This window comes from Butyricicoccus faecihominis, from assembly GCF_024462775.1.
Classification (GTDB): Bacteria; Bacillota; Clostridia; order Oscillospirales; family Butyricicoccaceae; genus Agathobaculum; species Agathobaculum faecihominis_A.
In genome coordinates, this window is the sequence record NZ_JANGCE010000022.1 from 26995 (window position 1) to 45691 (window position 18697).

Annotated in this window: 19 protein-coding genes, 1 tRNA gene, 1 pseudogene and 1 riboswitch; of the genes and pseudogenes, 16 read left to right on the forward strand and 5 right to left on the reverse strand. The window is 57.8% G+C overall.

Annotated elements, in window-relative coordinates; translation table 11 throughout:
- Positions 1 to 28: 28 nt before the first annotated feature.
- The 5 genes and pseudogenes from NE562_RS11695 to NE562_RS11710 all read left to right on the forward strand — a co-directional run bounded on the left by NE562_RS11695 (position 29) and on the right by NE562_RS11710 (position 3671).
- Positions 29 to 496 carry a hypothetical protein gene (locus NE562_RS11695; RefSeq protein WP_280962603.1) on the forward strand — a complete coding sequence of 156 codons (468 nt, stop codon included), beginning with the start codon at positions 29 to 31 and terminating at the stop codon, positions 494 to 496.
- 520 nt (positions 497 to 1016) lie between these two features.
- Positions 1017 to 1172, forward strand: a pseudogene (locus NE562_RS17905) (helix-turn-helix domain-containing protein); the annotation flags it as partial.
- A 12-nt stretch (positions 1173 to 1184) separates the two neighbouring features.
- Positions 1185 to 1631, forward strand: coding sequence for a LexA family protein (locus tag NE562_RS11700; protein WP_280962604.1), 447 nt, complete (start codon positions 1185 to 1187; stop codon positions 1629 to 1631).
- 54 nt (positions 1632 to 1685) lie between these two features.
- Complete coding sequence (dinD, locus tag NE562_RS11705; protein WP_280962605.1) at positions 1686 to 2534, forward strand: DNA damage-inducible protein D; 849 nt, start codon at positions 1686 to 1688, stop codon at positions 2532 to 2534.
- Positions 2535 to 2654: 120 nt separating this feature from the next.
- Positions 2655 to 3671: a tyrosine-type recombinase/integrase gene (locus NE562_RS11710; protein WP_280962606.1), complete on the forward strand. Its 1017-nt coding sequence runs from the start codon at positions 2655 to 2657 to the stop codon at positions 3669 to 3671.
- Between the two features lie 148 nt (positions 3672 to 3819).
- Here NE562_RS11710 and NE562_RS11715 read toward each other — a convergent pair.
- Positions 3820 to 3893: transfer RNA gene (locus NE562_RS11715), tRNA-Gly, on the reverse strand.
- 123 nt (positions 3894 to 4016) lie between these two features.
- Between NE562_RS11715 and NE562_RS11720 the strand changes: the two genes are divergently transcribed.
- From NE562_RS11720 to NE562_RS11740, 5 genes are all read left to right on the forward strand, one after another.
- On the forward strand, positions 4017 to 4379 hold the full coding sequence (locus NE562_RS11720) for a DUF134 domain-containing protein (RefSeq protein ID WP_280962607.1): 363 nt from the start codon (positions 4017 to 4019) through the stop codon (positions 4377 to 4379).
- Positions 4376 to 6958: an FAD-dependent oxidoreductase gene (locus NE562_RS11725; protein ID WP_280962608.1), complete on the forward strand. Its 2583-nt coding sequence runs from the start codon at positions 4376 to 4378 to the stop codon at positions 6956 to 6958. The genes NE562_RS11720 and NE562_RS11725 overlap by 4 nt, the downstream gene beginning before the upstream one ends.
- Positions 6959 to 7086: 128 nt before the next feature.
- On the forward strand, positions 7087 to 7536 hold the full coding sequence (locus NE562_RS11730) for a MarR family winged helix-turn-helix transcriptional regulator (RefSeq protein ID WP_280962609.1): 450 nt from the start codon (positions 7087 to 7089) through the stop codon (positions 7534 to 7536).
- Positions 7529 to 8473 carry an AEC family transporter gene (locus tag NE562_RS11735; RefSeq protein WP_280962610.1) on the forward strand — a complete coding sequence of 315 codons (945 nt, stop codon included), beginning with the start codon at positions 7529 to 7531 and terminating at the stop codon, positions 8471 to 8473. Before NE562_RS11730 ends, NE562_RS11735 begins: the two co-directional genes overlap by 8 nt.
- A 52-nt stretch (positions 8474 to 8525) precedes the next feature.
- The gene (locus tag NE562_RS11740) at positions 8526 to 9926 is read left to right on the forward strand and encodes a PLP-dependent aminotransferase family protein (RefSeq protein ID WP_280962611.1); all 1401 of its coding nucleotides are present in this window, start codon (positions 8526 to 8528) and stop codon (positions 9924 to 9926) included.
- Between the two features lie 446 nt (positions 9927 to 10372).
- Here NE562_RS11740 and dinB read toward each other — a convergent pair whose 3' ends face one another.
- Complete coding sequence (dinB, locus tag NE562_RS11745; protein WP_280962612.1) at positions 10373 to 11572, reverse strand: DNA polymerase IV; 1200 nt, start codon at positions 11570 to 11572, stop codon at positions 10373 to 10375.
- A 90-nt stretch (positions 11573 to 11662) separates the two neighbouring features.
- Positions 11663 to 11765, forward strand: a riboswitch (TPP riboswitch).
- Between the two features lie 79 nt (positions 11766 to 11844).
- Here dinB and thiS point away from each other — a divergent pair.
- Positions 11845 to 12039 (forward strand): sulfur carrier protein ThiS, encoded by a 195-nt coding sequence (thiS, locus tag NE562_RS11750; RefSeq protein WP_280962613.1) that lies wholly within the window; start codon positions 11845 to 11847, stop codon positions 12037 to 12039.
- Entirely contained in the window at positions 12039 to 12671 is a 633-nt protein-coding gene (thiF, locus tag NE562_RS11755) for a sulfur carrier protein ThiS adenylyltransferase ThiF (RefSeq protein ID WP_280962614.1), read from the forward strand. The genes thiS and thiF overlap by 1 nt, the downstream gene beginning before the upstream one ends.
- 42 nt (positions 12672 to 12713) lie before the next feature.
- Here thiF and mscL read toward each other — a convergent pair whose 3' ends face one another.
- Entirely contained in the window at positions 12714 to 13118 is a 405-nt protein-coding gene (gene mscL / locus NE562_RS11760) for a large conductance mechanosensitive channel protein MscL (protein ID WP_280962615.1), read from the reverse strand.
- A 92-nt stretch (positions 13119 to 13210) separates the two neighbouring features.
- Here mscL and NE562_RS11765 point away from each other — a divergent pair, with 92 nt between their 5' ends.
- The 4 genes from NE562_RS11765 to NE562_RS11780 all read left to right on the forward strand — a co-directional run bounded on the left by NE562_RS11765 (position 13211) and on the right by NE562_RS11780 (position 17478).
- Positions 13211 to 13987: a thiazole synthase gene (locus NE562_RS11765; RefSeq protein WP_280962616.1), complete on the forward strand. Its 777-nt coding sequence runs from the start codon at positions 13211 to 13213 to the stop codon at positions 13985 to 13987.
- Positions 13988 to 13990: 3 nt separating this feature from the next.
- On the forward strand, positions 13991 to 15178 hold the full coding sequence (gene thiH / locus NE562_RS11770; RefSeq protein ID WP_280962617.1) for a 2-iminoacetate synthase ThiH: 1188 nt from the start codon (positions 13991 to 13993) through the stop codon (positions 15176 to 15178).
- A 25-nt stretch (positions 15179 to 15203) separates the two neighbouring features.
- Positions 15204 to 16529, forward strand: coding sequence for a phosphomethylpyrimidine synthase ThiC (gene thiC / locus NE562_RS11775; RefSeq protein WP_280962618.1), 1326 nt, complete (start codon positions 15204 to 15206; stop codon positions 16527 to 16529).
- A gap of 322 nt (positions 16530 to 16851) precedes the next feature.
- A complete protein-coding gene (locus NE562_RS11780) occupies positions 16852 to 17478 on the forward strand; it encodes a hypothetical protein (protein WP_280962619.1) in 627 nt (208 codons plus the stop codon).
- A gap of 65 nt (positions 17479 to 17543) precedes the next feature.
- On the opposite strand, the gene NE562_RS11785 is transcribed toward NE562_RS11780, so the two are convergent.
- Positions 17544 to 18095, reverse strand: coding sequence for a hypothetical protein (locus NE562_RS11785; protein WP_280962620.1), 552 nt, complete (start codon positions 18093 to 18095; stop codon positions 17544 to 17546).
- Between the two features lie 66 nt (positions 18096 to 18161).
- Positions 18162 to 18635, reverse strand: coding sequence for a hypothetical protein (locus NE562_RS11790; RefSeq protein ID WP_280962621.1), 474 nt, complete (start codon positions 18633 to 18635; stop codon positions 18162 to 18164).
- Between the last annotated feature and the right edge of the window lie 62 nt (positions 18636 to 18697).

Sequence of the window (18697 nt, forward strand, 5' to 3'; positions counted from 1 at the left end):
TACTGGAAGTCTAAGGAGGGAAACTTAAATGCAAAATTTTCTTGCTTACGTCATTCCAATATTGTCTGTTTTCCTTTCATACCTTTGCGGGCGTTTGCAGTCGTCTGCATCTCAAAAGAAGGATGCGATTAGAAAACGATACGAAAGCTTTTATGTCCCCTTTATTTCTCTGCTCTATCGCGGCCGTGCAGACTTGATCCCATACAGTCAACATGGGATGGAGGGACGCGGTCAATTTATGGATCTGATTTTTGAGAACATACAATACATTGATGAACAAACTCAGTCAATTCTGCTCGACTTCTATACCGCGAATCTGGATTTTTTAGAGTATGACGATGGAACGCCAGGGTATGAGGATGCTCCCGTTCGCGCCGACCGTCTCTTTGAACAAATCACAGAACATGTATTGCTTGAATCAGCAAAATTGAGCAAAGAGCTACACCTACCACAAATAGGAGCAGCGTTTTGCAGCGTACGTCGAACGACAAAATAAAAACCATGAGTAGTGCAAGCAAAGCGTTGATTTCTGCTCCGTATTCAATAATCACGCTGATAAATGTTTCCCCTCTTTTCCTCGTCTCTTGCCTTTTGTCGCATAATTGCGACTACTCAGACAAAAAAATTTCCCTCGCGTCTTCGTTCGTTAGGGTAAGAATTTCACACATTTTGTGCATTTCTTCGACAGAAAAATCTAATGCGTTGCTTCTCATTTTACGAGAAAACGTGCTTCTGTCCATCCCTATTAGATTAGCTACATTCTCTTGCGTAAAGCCGTGTTCCACAATCTTACCGCGAAGCATATCTGTATTAACCCGCATTGCATCACCTCCTTATCGCATTTTTGCGACTTTTATGTGCTTATAATACCACTGCGGGCATAGCATGTCAATATAAATTTTCGCGTTTTTGCGATTTATTTTTTCTTCTTCACATTTTTATGTTGCATTTTTGCAACATATATGATATAGTGTCTATGTTGACAGGGGGTGAAACACTTGACTACTGGAGATAGAATGAAATGCCGGCGCAAGGAACTTGATTTAAGCGCAGATGATGTTGCTGCCGCATTAAATGTATCGCGGGCCACTATATTCAGATACGAAAAGGGAGATATCGAAAAATTACCCGGATATGCACTTGAGCCTTTAGCAAAGGTATTGCGCACATCTGTATCCTACCTCATGGGCTGGGAAGACGAATTCGACAGCACCATCGACTTCCCCACCATCCGCTATATCGGTCCTGTCGCCGCGCACTTCAACGCGACGCCGTCCGAAGAATACGAATACCGGCCCATTCCGCCCGAGTGGCTGGGGCGCCGCAAGCCGGAGGATTTCTTCATCGCCACAGTTGACGGCGACAGCATGTACCCGCACTATCAGCACGGCGACGAGCTGCTCTGCCTGCACTGTGAAGATATGGGGCTGTCCGGCCGCGTCGGCATTATGCTGCTGGGAGACGGAGAAGCCACGTTGAAAACGATCAAATATAAGTCCGGCGAGGATTGGATTGACCTCGTGCCCGCAAACCCGGAATATAAAACCCGCCGCATCGAAGGTGCCGACCTTGAAAAATGCCGTGTCATCGGACGTGTCCTGCGTGTGATCCGCACGGTGGATGAAATATAAAAATCCCGCCCACTGGCTGCAACCGGCGAACGTGTAAAAATGAGGAGAGGTTTTATGGATAAAAAACTAATTTCCAAATACAAACAAACATTTGATTCTATTATGCACATCGAAGACGGAGTAGAATTTTGGTTTGCCCGAGAATTGCAGGAGGTTCTTGGCTATAAAACATGGGAAGGTTTTGCTGACACAATCACACGCGCTCAAAATGCCTGCTCAAATTCTGGAGTTAAGACAGATGACCATTTTCGAGACGTCTCGAAAATGGTTGCTATCGGCTCCAAGGCGCAGCGAGACATTGGGGATATTATGCTCACTCGCTATGCCTGTTACTTAATCGCACAAAACGGTGATCCCCGCAAAACGGAAATTGCATTCGCGCAAACGTATTTTGCTTTACAGACCCGCAAGCAGGAGCTGATCGAGCAGCGACTTGACGCCATGAATCGGCTTCAGCTGCGCGAACAGCTAAAAACTGCTGAAAAACGTCTTTCACAAAACATTTATGAGCGCGGTGTAGATGATCGCGGTTTTGGACGAATCCGTTCCAAAGGTGATGCCGCCCTGTTTGGCGGACATACCACCGACGAAATGAAGTACCGATATCACGTAAAGGACGGAAGACCCCTTGCTGATTTTCTCCCTCCTGTTACGATTGCCGCCAAAAGCCTTGCCACAGAAATGACCAATTTAAACATCGATGAAAAGGATTTGCGCGGAGAAGACCACATTACGCACGAACACGTTCAAAACAACCGAAGCGTCCGACAGATGTTGGGAACCCGTGGCATTCGCCCTGAATCCTTGCCGCCTGCCGAAGATATAAAAAAACTGGAACGACGTGTAAAATCGGAAGAAAAGAAACTGGCAAAATCCGAAACGCTTCCAGACTTGGACAAATAAAAATCCCGCCCCGGTGTTGGCGCACCGAAGCGGGACGAGGTACAGATTAAACTTGGTCGGTCAAATCTGTACCTCTATTTTACCATACCTATTTCAGTATGTAAACGGAGGTTTTTTATTATGGCAAAAGCAAAAAAGCTACCGTCCGGCAGCTACCGCGTGCTGATCTACGACGGCAAGGATGAATACGGCAAGCGCCAGTACAAATCCTTCACTGCACCGGACAAAGCACAAGCCGAATTTCTCGCATCCGAATACCGCGTGAAAGGTAAAAAAGCAAAGTCTAATGCTAATGATATGACGCTTGCTCAAGCGCTTGAGAAATATATCGATGCAAAGGAAAATGTTCTTTCTCCATCCACGATCCAAGCCTATCGTTCGATCTCAAGGCATCGTCTTCATGCCTTGCAAAAGCTTAAACTGATCGAGTTGAACAGCGCAATCGTTCAAAGCGCAATAAACCGTGAAGCTATCAGCCTGTCCCCCAAAACCGTGGCAAATGTGTACGGACTGATTTCTGCTACCTGCTCTATGTTTATGCCAGACTTACGGCTTCATGTTACATTGCCTGCCAAAAGACGGCAAATGCGCCAGCTCCCAACGCCGGATGCGGTAGTTGCTGCTGTGCATGGCAGTGCCGTAGAACTGCCCGTCATGCTTTCGCTTTGGCTTTCTCTTCGCCTTAGCGAAGTCCGTGGCCTGCAATACGGAGACATTGACGGCGACATTCTTACAGTGCGACGTGTCTTGCTGATTATATCCGGGAGCGATGTTATTCGAGAGCAAACCAAGACCTACAACAGCACACGGCAACTTCGTATTCCAGATCGGTTAAAAAATATGATCGGTACCGGAGAGCCTGACGAGCCGATTGTAAAGGATAGTGCCGCCGTGATCTATAACCATTTTACTAAGTGCATTAAGACCGCCGGCCTGCCGCACATGCGTTTTCACGACCTGCGCCACCTGAACGCATCCGTCATGCTTCAGCTCGGCGTTCCGGACAAATACGCCATGGAACGCGGCGGTTGGTCAACCAACGCGGTTTTGCAATCTGTATACCAGCACACATTTTCCGATAAGCGGAAGGATGTGGACGCGAAAATCGATAAATATTTCAACGCCCTGTGCGAGTAAACCATGTTGCATTTTCGTGTTGCATTTTGTCTGTTTCCTACGTCTGAACTACGTCTTTGATAGAATCATAGGTGACAGCGTAGGCGCTCCGAACCCACACCATATCTGGGTAAAAAGAAAAGCACCGCATTACGCGGTGCTTTTTCTATGGAGCGGATGATGGGAGTCGAACCCACCTATGCAGCTTGGGAAGCTGCCGTTCTACCGATGAACTACACCCGCGATTTGCTTTCTTATTGTACCGTTTTTCCTGCCGTTTGTCAAGCAGGGGAAATAAGCGAAAATTGTTATTGACATATGTTCATAACCTTGTTATCATCGTCTTATAGAAAGAAGGTGACGCGTATGGCAAGGCCGCAAAAATGCCGGTGCATTTGCTCCAAGCCGCAGACCACCCGTTTTGTTCCTGAAAATGGCGGGGCGGGCCCGGCGGTGACCCTCGGCTACGACGAATACGAGGTGATCCGCCTGCTCGATCATGTCCGGCTCACACAGGAGCAGTGCGCCCTGAAAATGCGCGTTTCCCGCACCACCGTGACGCGCATGTACGACGCGGCGCGCCGCAAGATCGCCGAAGCGCTTGTATGCGGCAAGGGTATTGACATCGCCGGTGGCGACGTCATCGTCTGCGCCGGGCCCAAGCCCCAATGTTCGCAAGAACCGCATTGCTGCCACCGCAGCAGCGGAAACAAGGAGGAAACTGCATGAAAATTCTGATCATCGGCGGCGTTGCCGCCGGCACAAAGACCGCCGCGAAGCTCAAACGCCTCGACCGCGGCGCCGAAGTAACGCTCATTACCAAAAGCCGCGATATTTCCTACGCCGGCTGCGGCCTGCCCTACTATGTGGGCGGCATGATCGAAACGCGCGACGAGCTGATTGTCAACACCCCTGAAAAATACGCCGCGCTGACCGGCGTGACCGTGCGCACCGGGCGCGAGGCCGTCAAACTCGACGCGGAAGCGAAGACCGTGACCGCGAGCAACCTCGATTCCGGCGAACAGGAGGTTTATGAATATGACCGGCTGGTCATCGCGGTAGGCGCTTCTCCCTCCGTTCCGCCGGTTGAGGGACTGCACCTCGGCGGCGTGTTCACCATGCGCACCCCGGACGACGCCGAAACCATGCGCACGTACATCGAAAAGCAAAATGTCAAGAAGGCTGTCGTGGTGGGCGGCGGTTTCATCGGCCTTGAGGTCGCGGAAAACCTGCACGCGCGCGGCGTTTCGGTCACTGTAATCGACTTTGCCTCCCAGATCATGCCGAACGTACTCGACCCCGAGCTGGCCGACTGGGCCAAAAAGAAGCTGGCTGCCGCGGGCGTGCGCGTCATCACCTCCACCGCCGCGCAGGCGATCGAAGGCGAGGAGCGCGTTTCCGCCATCCGCACCAGCGCGGGCACGCTGGCCTGCGATTTGGTCGTGCTTTCCGCCGGTATCCGTCCGAACACCGGCTTCCTCGCCGATACCGGCCTTGCCATGGTCAAGGGCACCATCGTGGTAGATGAGCAGATGCGCACCAACCTGCCCGACGTTTACGCCGCGGGCGATTGCGCCATGGTGAAAAACCGCCTGACCGGCGCGCCCCAGTGGTCGCCGATGGGCTCCACCGCCAACCTTTCCGGCCGTACGCTGGCCGAGGGGCTGATGGGCGCGGATAAGCGCTACCCCGGCGTGCTCGGCACGGGCGTTGCCAAGCTGCCCGGCCTGAGCTGCGGCCGCACCGGCCTGACCGAACGGCAGGCAAAGGACGCGGGCTTTGACCCGGTCTGCGCCGTGGCCGTGACGGATGATAAGGCGCACTACTATCCCGGCGCCGCCTACTTTGTCACCAAGGTTGTGGCGGACCGCGCGACGCGACGCTTGCTGGGCGTGCAGGTGCTCGGCCCCGGCGCGGTCGACAAAATGGTCGATATCGCGGCAATGGGCCTGAATATGGGCGCAACGCTGGAAGACTTTGAAAACGCAGACTTCGCCTACGCGCCCCCCTTTTCCACCGCCATCCATCCGCTCGTGCAGGCGGTATACGTGCTGCTCAATAAGCTCGACGGCGCGCTTACCAGCATTACGCCGGCGGAATACCTTGCAGGCGCGGCGGAAGGCCGCCGCGTGCTCGACGTGGGCCTCGCCCCGTCCATCCGCGGCGCGCAGTACATCGACCTGCCTAAGGTCAACGGCCCGATCGAGGGCATTGCGCAGGATGAAAAGCTGCTGCTCGTCTGCACCAAGGGCAAGCGCGCGTACTTCCTGCAAAACCGCCTCCGGCACTTTGGCTATACCGATACGCTGGTGCTGGAAGGCGGCGTGTTTGTGAGCGATGTCAAGCTCAAGAACGTCGCGGCCGCCGTCACCCCGGCGGAGGAAAAAGCGGTAAAGGCGCTCGGCTTCCTGCGGGATAAGACCACGCCGGACTGCTTCAACGGCCGTGTGATCACCCGCAACGGCAAGATCACGGCCGAGGAAAGCCGCGTGATCGCGGAAGCCGCCGAAAAGTTCGGCAGCGGCGAAGTGACCATGACCTCGCGCCTGACGCTTGAAATCCAAGGCGTGCCGTTTGACCATATCGAGCCCATGCGCGCCTTTTTGGCCGAACGTGGGCTGGAGACCGGCGGCACGGGCTCCAAGGTGCGCCCGGTCGTTTCCTGCAAGGGCACGACCTGCCAGTACGGCCTGATCGATACCTTTGCCCTATCCGAGGAGATCCACGAACGATTCTTCCACGGCTACAGCGATGTCAAGCTGCCGCATAAGTTCAAGATCGCGGTGGGCGGCTGCCCGAACAACTGCGTCAAGCCCGATCTGAACGATCTGGGCGTGATTGGCCAGCGTGTGCCCGCGGTCGATTATGAGAAGTGCCGCGGCTGTAAGCTGTGTCAAGTAGAGAACGGCTGCCCGATCAAGGTGACCCGAATGCAGGACGACAAGCTCGTGATTGATGAAGCCGCGTGCAACCATTGCGGCCGCTGCATCGCCATGTGTCCGTTCGGCGCGCTGGACGCGCAGATGGAGGGCTACCGCATCTATATCGGCGGACGCTGGGGCAAGAAGGTCGCGCAGGGCCGCCCGCTCGATAAGGTATTCACCGACAAGGAAGAAGTCATGAGCGTGATTGAAAAGTCCATTCTGCTGTTCCGCGAGCAGGGCGTCACCGGCGAACGCTTTGCCGATACCGTTTCCCGCCTTGGCTTTGAAAATGTACAGGAGCAGCTGCTTTCCAATGAGCTGCTGGCCCACAAGCAAGAAAACCTTTCCGCGCAAAAGCACTTGCAGGGCGGCGCGACCTGCTAATCCAAATCAATACGGCCCGCTGTTTCCGATGGGGAACAGCAGGCCGTTTTTTATTCTTTCATTTGCATTTCACGGCGGGCTGTGCTAATATTTAGTTAGATTAATTAAATTTGAGGTGGTGGACCCGCATGGCTGGCTCGGAGCAGATCAATTCCTTTCTGGTGGACGTATTCGGACGCGTCAATAAAATAGAAGAACGCGCAATGGCAGAGGGCTTTGGCAGCTCCATCTCCGTGACCGAGATCCATATCATTGAGAAAATTGGCGACCTTGAGCCTGCCCGTATGAGCGACGTGGCAAAGTCGATCGGCGTGACCCTTGCCACCCTTACCGTCGCCTGCGACAAGCTTTCCGCCAAAGATCTGGTGCAGCGCACGCGCGACAAGACCGACCGCCGCGTTGTCAACGTCACGCTGACCGCCAAGGGCCGCGCCGCGTACGAATACCATAAGGATTTTCACGCCCGTATGATCGACGCCGTCATGGAAACGCTGACGCCGGGCGAGGCTGCCGTACTCGGCCAGAGCCTTGAAAAGCTGATGGAATTTTTCCTTACGGAGGAACAAAGCCATGGCTGATCTGCTGTTTTGCCTGAACGCGACTGTGCCGATCTTCGCTATCATCCTGCTCGGCCGCCTGCTGCGCGGCCGACATTTTTTTACGCCCATAACGCTTGGCGAGCTAGACCGGCTGGTATTCAAGGTGCTGCTGCCGATCCTGCTATTCCGCGATATTGCGACCGGCCGCATCACGGAGCAGTTCGACGCAAGATTCTTCTTTTTCTGCGCCGGTACCACCACGCTTTATTTTTTCGCCATATGGCTGATCGCCGCGAAGGGCCTGCGGGATAAAAGCATGGTCGGCGCGTTCACGCAGGGCGCGTTTCGCGGATCACAGGCGGTGCTTGGCGTTGCCTTTGTGCAAAACCTGTACGGGGACGCGGGGCTGGTGCCGCTGATGATCGTTGCGACCGTGCCGCTTTATAATATCTATTCCGTCACGGTGCTCACCGTCACCGCGCCGCGCGGCGAACAGCACCACGGCGTTGTCGCCCGCACGCTCGGCGGCATCGTGACCAACCCAATCATTCTGGGCATTCTGGCCGGCCTGCCCTTTTCTCTATTGCAGGTGGACTTTCCGCCCATGCTGTCCAAACCGCTCGACATGCTGGCGGGCTGCGCGACGCCGCTGGCCTTGCTCAGCATCGGCGCGGGCTTCGAGGGCGCTAAGGCGCTGAAAAAGCTGGGCCCCACCTGTGCCGCCGTGTTCATCAAGCTGATCGCGCTGCCCATCCTGTTTCTGCCCGTCGCGGCGTATATGGGCTTTCGCGAGCAGGCCATGGTCGCGCTCGTCATTCTGTACGGCGCGCCGAGCACGGTCACCGGCTATGTCATGGCCAAAAATATGGGCGGCGATCATGTGCTGTCCTCGTCCATCATCGTGCTGTCCACCGCGCTTTCCGCCGTTACGCTGACCGCTACACTGTTCATCCTGCGCACGCTGGGCTATATTTAGCAGCCGTACGGGCGGCCCCGCGGCGCGTTTTATTTCAAAAGGGGGCTTTCCCATGCTCACCTATCATCTCGATCCCAAAAGCCAAACGCCGCTTTATGAGCAGCTTTACCGCGCGGTGCGCGGGGATATCATGTCCGGCACGCTCGCCGCCGGGGACAAGCTGCCCTCCAAGCGGCAATTCGCCGCGCACCTGCGCGTCAGCCAGATCACGGTGGAGACCGCCTACGGCCAGCTTTTGGCCGAGGGCTACCTTGTTTCCGAGCCAAGGCGCGGCTATTTTGTGCAAAAGCTGGCCGCGCTGCCGGTGCGCGAACCGACGCGCGCCGCGCCGCAGGCCGCGCCCGTAACCGCGCCTATGGACGCGGTAAAATTTGATTTCCGCACCAATATCGTCGATACCGGCTGTTTTCCGTTCAGCATCTGGGCCAGACTGAGCCGCAGCGTGCTGAGCGAGTACTCGGAACGCCTTTTGCGCGCGGCGGCCCCCGGCGGCGCACGCGAGCTGCGCGAGCAGATCAGCCGGTATTTGCACGATTTTCGCGGGCTGGACGTTTCGGCCGACCGTATTTTGGTCGGCGCGGGCTCGGAATACCTGATCCATCTGATGATCGAACTGCTGGGACGCGACCGTGTATACGCGCTTGAAAACCCCGGCTACCGCAAGCTGTACCAGATTTTCGCGGTAAACGGCGCGGCGGTGCGCCCGCTCCCGCTCGACGAGAGCGGCCTGCGCGTGGACGCGCTGCGGCAAAGCGACGCCTCCGCCGTTTATCTCACGCCCTCGCACCACTTTCCTCTTGGGCTGGTCATGCCCGCCGGACGGCGCACCGAGCTGCTGCACTGGGCCGCCGCCGCGCCCGACCGCTATTTGATCGAGGACGATTACGACAGCGAATTCCGCTATTCCTCCCGTCCGATCCCCGCGCTTGGCGAGCTGGACCACGCGGGGCGCGTGATCTATGTCAACACCTTTGCCAAAAGCCTCGCGCCCTCGCTGCGCATCGGCTATCTGGTGCTGCCGGAAGCGCTGATGGCGCGCTACCGCGAAACCTTTTCGCTCTATTCCTCCACCGTGCCCAGCTTCGAGCAGCACACGCTGGCCGAATTCATGCGTTCCGGTGGGTTCGAGCGGCACATCAGCCGCAGCCGAAAGGTGTACCAGTCCCGCCGCGACGCGCTGCTCGCGGCGCTGACGCGCGAGCTTTCGCCCATTCCCTTCGAGGTATCGGGCGCGGAAGCCGGGCTGCATATTCTGCTGCAAGTGAAAAACGGCATGGATGAGCAAACGCTCATCGCCCGCGCGCTTCAAACCGGGGTTCGCGTATACGGCCTGTCCGGCTATTATACGCCGCCCGTCCGTCCGCCGCGCGCCACGCTCGTCCTCGGCTACGCCGGCCTGACCGAAACCGAGATCGCCGCCGCCGTCAAGCTGCTGGCCAAAGCTTGGCGGTAGCTGCCGTGCCCCCGGCCGCGTGAGGTCACGCGGCCCTACGGCTGCCTGTGTTGTGGAGCGGCGTGACTGTATAGCCCACATGCTATACAGAGGGCGTCACGCCCTACAGCATCGGTGAGTGGTTTTCCCGCTTACGGCGGCGGCAGCCGCTTTATTGTAGGGCGCGACGCCCTCGGCGCGCCGGGAGCGAAGCACCGGTATATGTGGGCGCGCCTATCACGCCGGTCCGGCGGAGCGAAGGCACCCGTCCACTGAATCCCTAGGCACCCGGAACGGCACCACGACACATTTTTGTAAAACAAAAAGTCGGCAAGCAACTCCCCTGGACAGAGCGAGGGAAAGGAATGGAGATCAAAGGGGAAGGGAAAACCGCCAAGGTTTTCCCTTCCCCTTTGCCCCCGCGCCGGGCGGCGCATCGTCTCTTCTCGCCGGGCGCCGTATCCCGTCTACTTTTTCTTCTTCACCGCGGAGCCGTACTGCACGGCGTCCGTGCCGAATTTCTCGCGCAGAGCGTCCATGGCGCGGTCTAAGCTGCGCTGTTTGTCCACGTTCTTCAGTCCGTCCGCGCCGTCAAACAGCGATAGCTGCTCGCCAGCCGCCTCGGCGGGCAGCAGATTCATCGCAGTCACGGCAAGCAGGCGCACCGGCTTTTCCGGCTTCCAGCGGGCGCGCCAGATCGACATGGCGGTGTCAATCAGCATGCGGGTGGAATCCGTTGGCCGGTCGAGCGTCACCTGCCGCGAGATGTTGCGGAAATCCGGGTCGCGGATGATGAGCTGCACGGTCTGGCACCGCAGGCCGCGCCTGCGCAGGCGGCGGCCCACGGTGTCGCACAGCGCGGTGATGCCGAAATGGCACTCGGTCTCACCCAGCAGGTTGTGCGAAAACGTCATGCTGTTGCCGACGGACTTAACCTCGCGTTCCTCATAAAACGAACGCACGGGCTCATCGTCCTCGCCCCGCGCATAACGCCACAGCGTATCGCCCATTTTGCCGAACACGCTGTGGGCCAGCGCCCGGTCGCACGCGGCCAGATCGCCGATGGTATGCACGCCCAGCGCGCTTAAGCGATCCGCCGCGCGCTTGCCGACATACAGCAGCGTATTTACCGGCAGGCTCCAAACCAGTTTCTGATAGTTTTCGCGGGAAAACACCGTGGTCGCGTCCGGCTTTTTGTAATCGCTGCCCAGCTTGGCATAGGCCCGGTTCCACGATACGCCGACCGAGATCGTCAGCCCGATCTCTTCCCGCATACGCCGCCGCAGCTCGTTTGCGATCTGCTCGCCTGTGCCGAACAGATGCAAGGAGCCGGTGACGTCCAGAAACGATTCGTCAATGCCGAACGGATCGACCAGATCGGTATAGCCCAGATACAGCTCGTTGCACTGGCGCGAAATGCGCACGTATTCGTCCCGGTGCGGCGGGATCAGCCTCAGCTCCGGGCACTTTCGCCGGGCCTGCCAGATGGTTTCCGCCGTTGTCACGCCAAAGCGCTTGGCTTTTTCATTCTTGGCAAGGATGATGCCGTGACGGCTTTCCGGATCGCCGCATACCGCCATGGGGCCCGCGTCCAGCGAAGGATCGAGCAACGTTTCGACTGAGGCGTAAAACGCGTTGCAATCGCAATGCAAGATGGTCCGGTCCATGCACCCTCCTCCTTTCAGCGAACATTTGTTTCTATTATTATACTGGATTTTTCTTTTCTTGACAAGCCGCACGCATGGCGTTATACTGAAACTTGCAAGCAGGGGTGCCGTGATGAGCGGCTGAGAGGGCGAGAGCCTAACCCTTTGAACCTGTTGGTTAGAACCATCGTAGGGAAGCTGCCGCATCGAGAAATACTTAGGGATATCGAATGCCCCGGTTTTACCGCATGGTAAAACCGGGGCATTTTTTCTTGCGAAAAGAGGCGTGACCAATGAAAGTAAACGGAAAAACCATACCGCTGGATGCGGAAATGACCGTGCATTCGCTCCTGATGCAGCTGGGACTGAACCCCAAGCGCGTCGCGGTGGAGCGCAACGGCCAGATCGTGCCCCGCGCGCGCTTTGCCGACCAAGCGCTCGGCGAGGACGACGTTTTAGAGCTCGTTGAGTTCGTGGGAGGCGGCTGATGGTCACACGTGAAGAACTGCACGCCGCGCTCGTCCAGCGGCACGGCGAAGTTGTTCAGCAAAGGCTGGATCGGGCCTGCGTCGGCATTGCGGGGCTGGGCGGGCTGGGCTCCCATATCGCGGCGCACATGGCGCGGTTGGGCGTTGGGCGGCTCACGCTGGTCGATTACGACGTGGTCGATATCACCAACCTGAACCGCCAGTACTACACGGTGAAGGATATCGGCATCCCCAAGACCTTGGCTTTACAGGAACAACTAGAAGCAATCAATCCATATTTATATTACGATACGTATACCGAGCGCATCGTGCCCGCCAACGCCGCGCGGTTATTCACCGGCTGCGACGTGGTGTGCGAAGCCTTTGATCGGGCCGACCAAAAGGCCATGCTGATCGAAACCCTGCTCTCCGCCCTGCCGGATACGCCGGTAGTATCGGCCAGCGGTATGGCGGGCTACGGCTCGCCGAACGCCATCCGCACCGAACGCCGCTTCGGTCATTTATATGTGTGCGGCGACGGAACCAGCGATATCGCGGACGGCCTTGGCCTGATGGCCCCGCGCGTGGCGCTGTGCGCCGCCCATCAGGCGACGACGGCGCTTCGCCTGCTGCTGGGCGAGACCGAGCCGTAAAAAAGAAGACGCTGCGAAATGCAGCGCCTTCTATACGAGTTCTTATTCGCTCTCTACCGGCAATTCGGACGCGCAGTGCGCGCATTTGGTCGCGCCGAGTGGGATTTCACTCAGGCAAAACGGACAGATCTTGGTGGTCGGCGCGGCGGGCGCTTCCTCTTTATGGCCCAAGTGGGTCAACTTGTTCACCGCCTTCAGAATACAGAAAAGGATGAACGCCATGATCAGAAAGTTAACTACCGTACCGAGGAAGTTGCTGACAAAACCCGTCACCTGCTCCATGCTGTAACGCGTTCCGCCAATCAGACTGATGATCGGCGTGATGAAATTATCGGTCAGCGAAGTAACGATACCGGAAAACGCGCCGCCGATGATAACGCCTACCGCCATATCCATGACATTGCCGCGCAGCGCAAAGGCTTTAAATTCCTCTATGAACTTTTTCAAAACAATTCCTCCCCATTTCATTTATTACCTATTATTTTACGCCCCACGCCGGGGTTGTCAATGCAATAATCGACAAAAGGAGTGTTTTTTACGTGAAAGATGAGCTTATTCTGCGCGGACACGCGTTCCGCTCCCGTTTTATCCTTGGCTCAGGCAAGTATTCGCTGGAGCTGATCCGCGCTGCGGTCGAATCGGGCGGCGCGGAAATGATCACGCTGGCCCTGCGCCGGGTGAACGAGGGCGGCGCGGCCAATATCCTCGACCATATCCCGGAGGGGGTGACCCTGCTGCCCAATACCTCGGGCGCGCGCAACGCGGACGAGGCCGTGCGCATCGCCCGGTTGGCGCGCGAATGCGGGTGCGGCGACTTTGTCAAGATCGAAATCATGCGCGACAGCAAATATCTGCTGCCCGATAACCAAGAAACCGTTCGGGCAACCGATATTTTGGCGGGCGAGGGCTTCATCGTCATGCCGTATATGTACCCCGATCTGAACGTGGCGCGCGATCTGGTGAACGCGGGCGCGGCGTCCATCATGCCGCTGGCCGCGCCGATCGGCACCAACAAGGGACTGGCAACGCGCGAGTTTATCAAAATCTTGATCGACGAGATCGATCTGCCCATCATCGTGGACGCGGGCATCGGCCGCCCGTCGCAGGCGTGCGAGGCCATGGAACTGGGCGCGGCCGCCGTCATGGCGAACACCGCCATCGCGACCGCGGGCGACGTGCCCGCGATGGCGGGCGCGTTCCGTCAGGCAATTGAAGCCGGGCGCGCCGCGTACCTTGCCGGGCTGGGCCGCGTGCGGGATACCGCCGCCGCTTCCTCTCCGCTGACCGGCTTTCTGCGCGACGAGGGGGAGGACTGATCCATGTTAGACCCAGTAACGAACGCCCAATACATCACCGCCGAGACCGACCACATGCAATACCAGCCGGGCATGGACGACATCGGCAGTGAAACGCAGGATGAAGTGATCGCCCGCATGCAGGCCATGGAGTTCGACCGTTTCACCGCGCGGGATGTGACCCGCGCCCTTGCAAAGGACGTGCTCGCGCCGGACGATTTCGCGGCCCTGCTCTCCCCCGCCGCCGCGCCGTTTTTGGAGCAGCTCGCGCGCCGCGCGCAGCAGGAAACGCGAAAGCACTTCGGTACCTCGGTGCAGATGTTCACCCCGCTCTATATCGCCAATTACTGTGAAAACTACTGCATTTACTGTGGCTTCAACTGCCACAATAAGATCCGCCGCGCGAGGCTGGATACGGATGAGATCGAACGCGAATTGCAGGCGATCGCCCAAACCGGCTTGCAGGAAATCCTGCTGCTCACCGGCGAAAGCCGCTCCATGTCGCCGGTCGATTACATCGGAGAGGCCTGCCGTCTGGCGCGCAAATACTTCCGCGTGGTCGGCGTTGAGATATACCCGCTCAATGTGGAGGAGTACGCGCATTTACACGCGTGCGGCGTGGACTATGTCACCGTTTTTCAGGAGACCTACGACGCGGACAAGTATTCCACGCTCCATCTGGGCGGACACAAGCGCATTTTCCCCTACCGGCTGAACGCGCAGGAACGCGCGCTCATGGGCGGCATGCGCGGCGTGGGGTTCGCGGCGCTTTTGGGCCTATCGGATTTCCGAAAGGACGCCTTTGCCACCGGCCTGCACGCCTATTTGCTGCAACGCAAGTATCCGCACGCCGAGATCGCCTTTTCCTGCCCGCGCCTGCGGCCCATCATCAACAACGATAAAGTGGGTCCCAAGGATGTGCATGAGCCGCAGCTTTTGCAGGTCATCTGCGCCTACCGCGTCTTCATGCCCTTTGCCTCCATCACGATCTCCACGCGCGAACGCGCCGGGTTCCGCGATCATATCATCGGCATTGCGGCGACCAAGATATCCGCCGGCGTTTCGACCGGCATCGGCGAGCACAGCGAGGACAACGCGGACAAGGGCGACGCGCAGTTTGAGATATCGGACAACCGCACGGTCGACGAGGTTTACGCCGCGATTGAGCGCCACGGCCTGCAGCCCGTCATGGCCGATTACATTTATGTATAAGTAAAACGAGTAAGGAGAAGCGCAAATGAGAAATTACGCCACCCAAATGGACGCCGCCAAGCGCGGCATCGTCACGCCGGAGATGGAAACGGTAGCAAAAAAGGAAAACCGCACGGCAGAGTACATCCGCGCGCGCGTCGCTAAGGGCACGATCGCCATCCCGGCAAACGTGAACCACAAGAGCCTGTCCGCCGAGGCGGTGGGCGACGGCACGCGCGTCAAAATCAACGTAAACCTTGGCATTTCGGGCGACGCAAAGGATTATGAGCTGGAAATGCGCAAGGTAAAGCTTGCGATTGACATGGGCGCGGAATCCATTATGGATCTTTCCAACTACGGCAAGACAAATACATTCCGTAATAAATTGATCGATTATTCCCCCGCGATGATCGGCACCGTACCGATGTATGACGCGATCGGCTATCTGGAAAAGGACTTGCTCGAGATCACCGCGCAAGATTTTCTAAAGGTCGTCGAGGCGCACGCCAAGGAAGGCGTGGATTTCATGACCATCCACGCCGGGATCAACCGCCGCGCGGTGGAAACCTTTATGCGCGAGGGGCGCGAAATGAATATCGTTTCGCGCGGCGGCTCGCTGCTGTTCGCTTGGATGCAGATGACCGGCAACGAAAACCCGTTTTTTGAGTATTACGACGAGGTGCTGGACATTCTGCGCGCCTATGATGTGACCATTTCGCTGGGCGACGCGCTGCGCCCCGGCTGCCTGAAGGATGCGTCCGACCACGGCCAGATCGCCGAGCTGATCGAGCTGGGCCACCTGACCGAGCGCGCGTGGGCGCGCGACGTGCAGGTCATGGTGGAGGGGCCGGGCCATATGGCCATGAACGAAATCGCCGCCAATATGGTGATGGAAAAGCGCCTTTGCCACGGCGCGCCGTTCTACGTGCTCGGCCCGCTCGTGACCGATATCGCACCGGGATACGATCACATCACCTCGGCCATCGGCGGGGCGATCGCGGCGAGCAGCGGCGCCAACTTCCTGTGCTACGTCACCCCGGCCGAGCACCTGCGCCTGCCCGATTTAGACGATGTGCGCGAGGGTATCGCGGCTTCCAAGATCGCGGCGCACGCGGCCGATATCGCGCTGGGCCTGCCGGGCGCGCGCGACCGCGACGACGCGATGGCGGCGGCCCGCCATAAGCTGGACTGGGACGAGCAGTTCTCCCTTGCGCTCGACCCTGAAAAAGCGGAACGCTTCTATCATCAGGTGCCGCCGACCGAGCGCCACACCTGCTCAATGTGCGGCAAAATGTGCGCTGTGCGCACGACCAATTTGATCCTTGAGGGCAAGAAGGTAGAGTTTTGCTCCGAGCAAGGCGCGTGCTCCTAAGAAGCACGCCGCAACGCAGCAAGCGTAAAATTTTCCGTTTCCTCTTTTCCGATTCCTCATTCTTTTCCGCGCCGATCTATGGTATAATAGCCGCAAAGCGGCTATTATACTTTGATTAAATTAATTATACCATCAGCGGCTCTTAGGTGTGTTTTGACTCTTCGGAATTGCTTGCCGCTGTGGTATAATAGCCGCAAAGCGCCTATTATACACGGATTAAATCATTATACCACCAGCGGCGCACAAGCGTTTTTTAACACTTTGAAAATGCTTGCCGCTGTGGTATACTGGGTGCAATACATATCAAGGGGGATTTGATAAAATGATGAAACGGATATGCTCCGTCCTGCTCGCGGCGGCGCTCGCGCTGTCGCTTACCGCGTGTGGCGGAACCAAGCGGGAATCCGCACAGGCGGTTGTGGAAAGTGCGATCGGCGCTGTGCAAAACGTGGACTTTGCCGCCATGAAGACCTATTGGGGCGAGGATACGCTGGGCAAAGTGGAATCCGCCGCCCAGCCGGAGGCGGACGATGAGGACGCGCAGGTTATGAAAGCCGTAACCAAGCACCTTTCCTACACCGTTAAGGAAAGTAAGGAAGACGAAAAAGCCGGCACGGCCACCGTTACGGTGGAGTTCACCAACGCCGACATGACGGCCATTATGTCCGAATTTATTCAGCAGGCGTTTTCGGACGCGCTCAATTACGCCTTCCTGCCCGAGGACCAGCAGCCCTCCGAAGAAGAAATGGACCAGAAGTACTTAGGCATTCTGACCGGACTGTTGGCGCGCGAGGATAACAAGATGGTCACCAACACCGTCGATATCAGCCTAAAGCTGACAGACGACCAGTGGACGATCGAGTCCGACGACAAGGTGTTGGACGCCATGCTTGGCGGCATGCTGTCCTCTGCGGACTCCATATCCGATTCGCTCGGCGGCGATTCGTAAATACCGAACAGATACAAGGCCCCGATGTTCCAAAAGGAACATCGGGGCCTTCGTAGTGCTTACCTTTATAAACTGCACAGCGCCGCGCACAGAACGCGGAGCAGCGCGCTGGCCGCGGCAAGGGCAAGGCAGATCATGTAGGGTATGCGGCAGTCGGACAGCAGCGCGGTGCTGCGCCCTGCCGCGCGCTGCTCGGAGGCACACCATACCATGGCCGCCGCCGCGAGCAGCGCGGGCGCGGAAAGCACCGCGGGCAGCCCGGTGGTCAGCACCGAAAGAAAAATACCGTTCTTTTGCGCCACGCCTACCGCGACCGTCAGCGCCAGCACGAAGCCGCGCGCCGCGCAAAGCCCCGCGAGGAACAGCGCCGCCGGGCGCAGCATTGCGCACAGTAGAGGCAGGATGACCCATAGGAGCGCGCACAACACGCTTTTCAGCGCCTGCGCGGGCAGGGCCGAGATCAGGCCCGCGAGCTGCACAGCGCCGTCCTCCTCGCCCGCGATCAGGCCGGTCAGGCCGCCCGCCACCGCGCCGCATAAAAACATCGCGCTTAGGAATAAAAACGCCGGTGTGCGTACAATTTCATCAAAAAAGCCGAGAACATGCCGTTTTCTCATACGTCTCCCCCTTGCGGAAGGTTGATAATACAGCATATTCCCGGCTATTCGGTTTTAGAACCCGCCTTAGTCGATCAGCGCGTTGACCAGATCGCGGCACGGCTGGTGCAGGAAGATACGCGCGGAACGCGACGCATCGAACTGAACGGACAGCTTGCCGTTTTCATCCCTCGACAGGGTCGCGGAAACGACCTCGGTGCCGAACTGTACGCGCTCCAAGATAAAATCGGCGTTCACGCGAGGATCCTCGCAGACAGGCACGACCGTGCGCGTGCGCGTGCACTGCGAGACCGGCGCCAGAACCGTGCCCATTTCGCGTTTGGAGGCGGGCACCAGCACGATCTCGCTCTTGACCACCGCCGCGGCTTCGTCTTCGCAAAGCACCACGTCGTACCCGGCGGCCGCTTCCTTGGCCGTCTGGTTTTTGGCGGATATAAACATATTATTGGCGGGTATAACCTGTTTTTCCAGTATCGCACGGATCAGGCGCGTCAGGTTCTCCCCTTCTCCAATCACTGCTACACGAATCTTGTGTGGCATTTGAATCAACTCCTTCAGGGACGCTCATAATATTTCAGCATTATTATACGGCAAAAAACGTG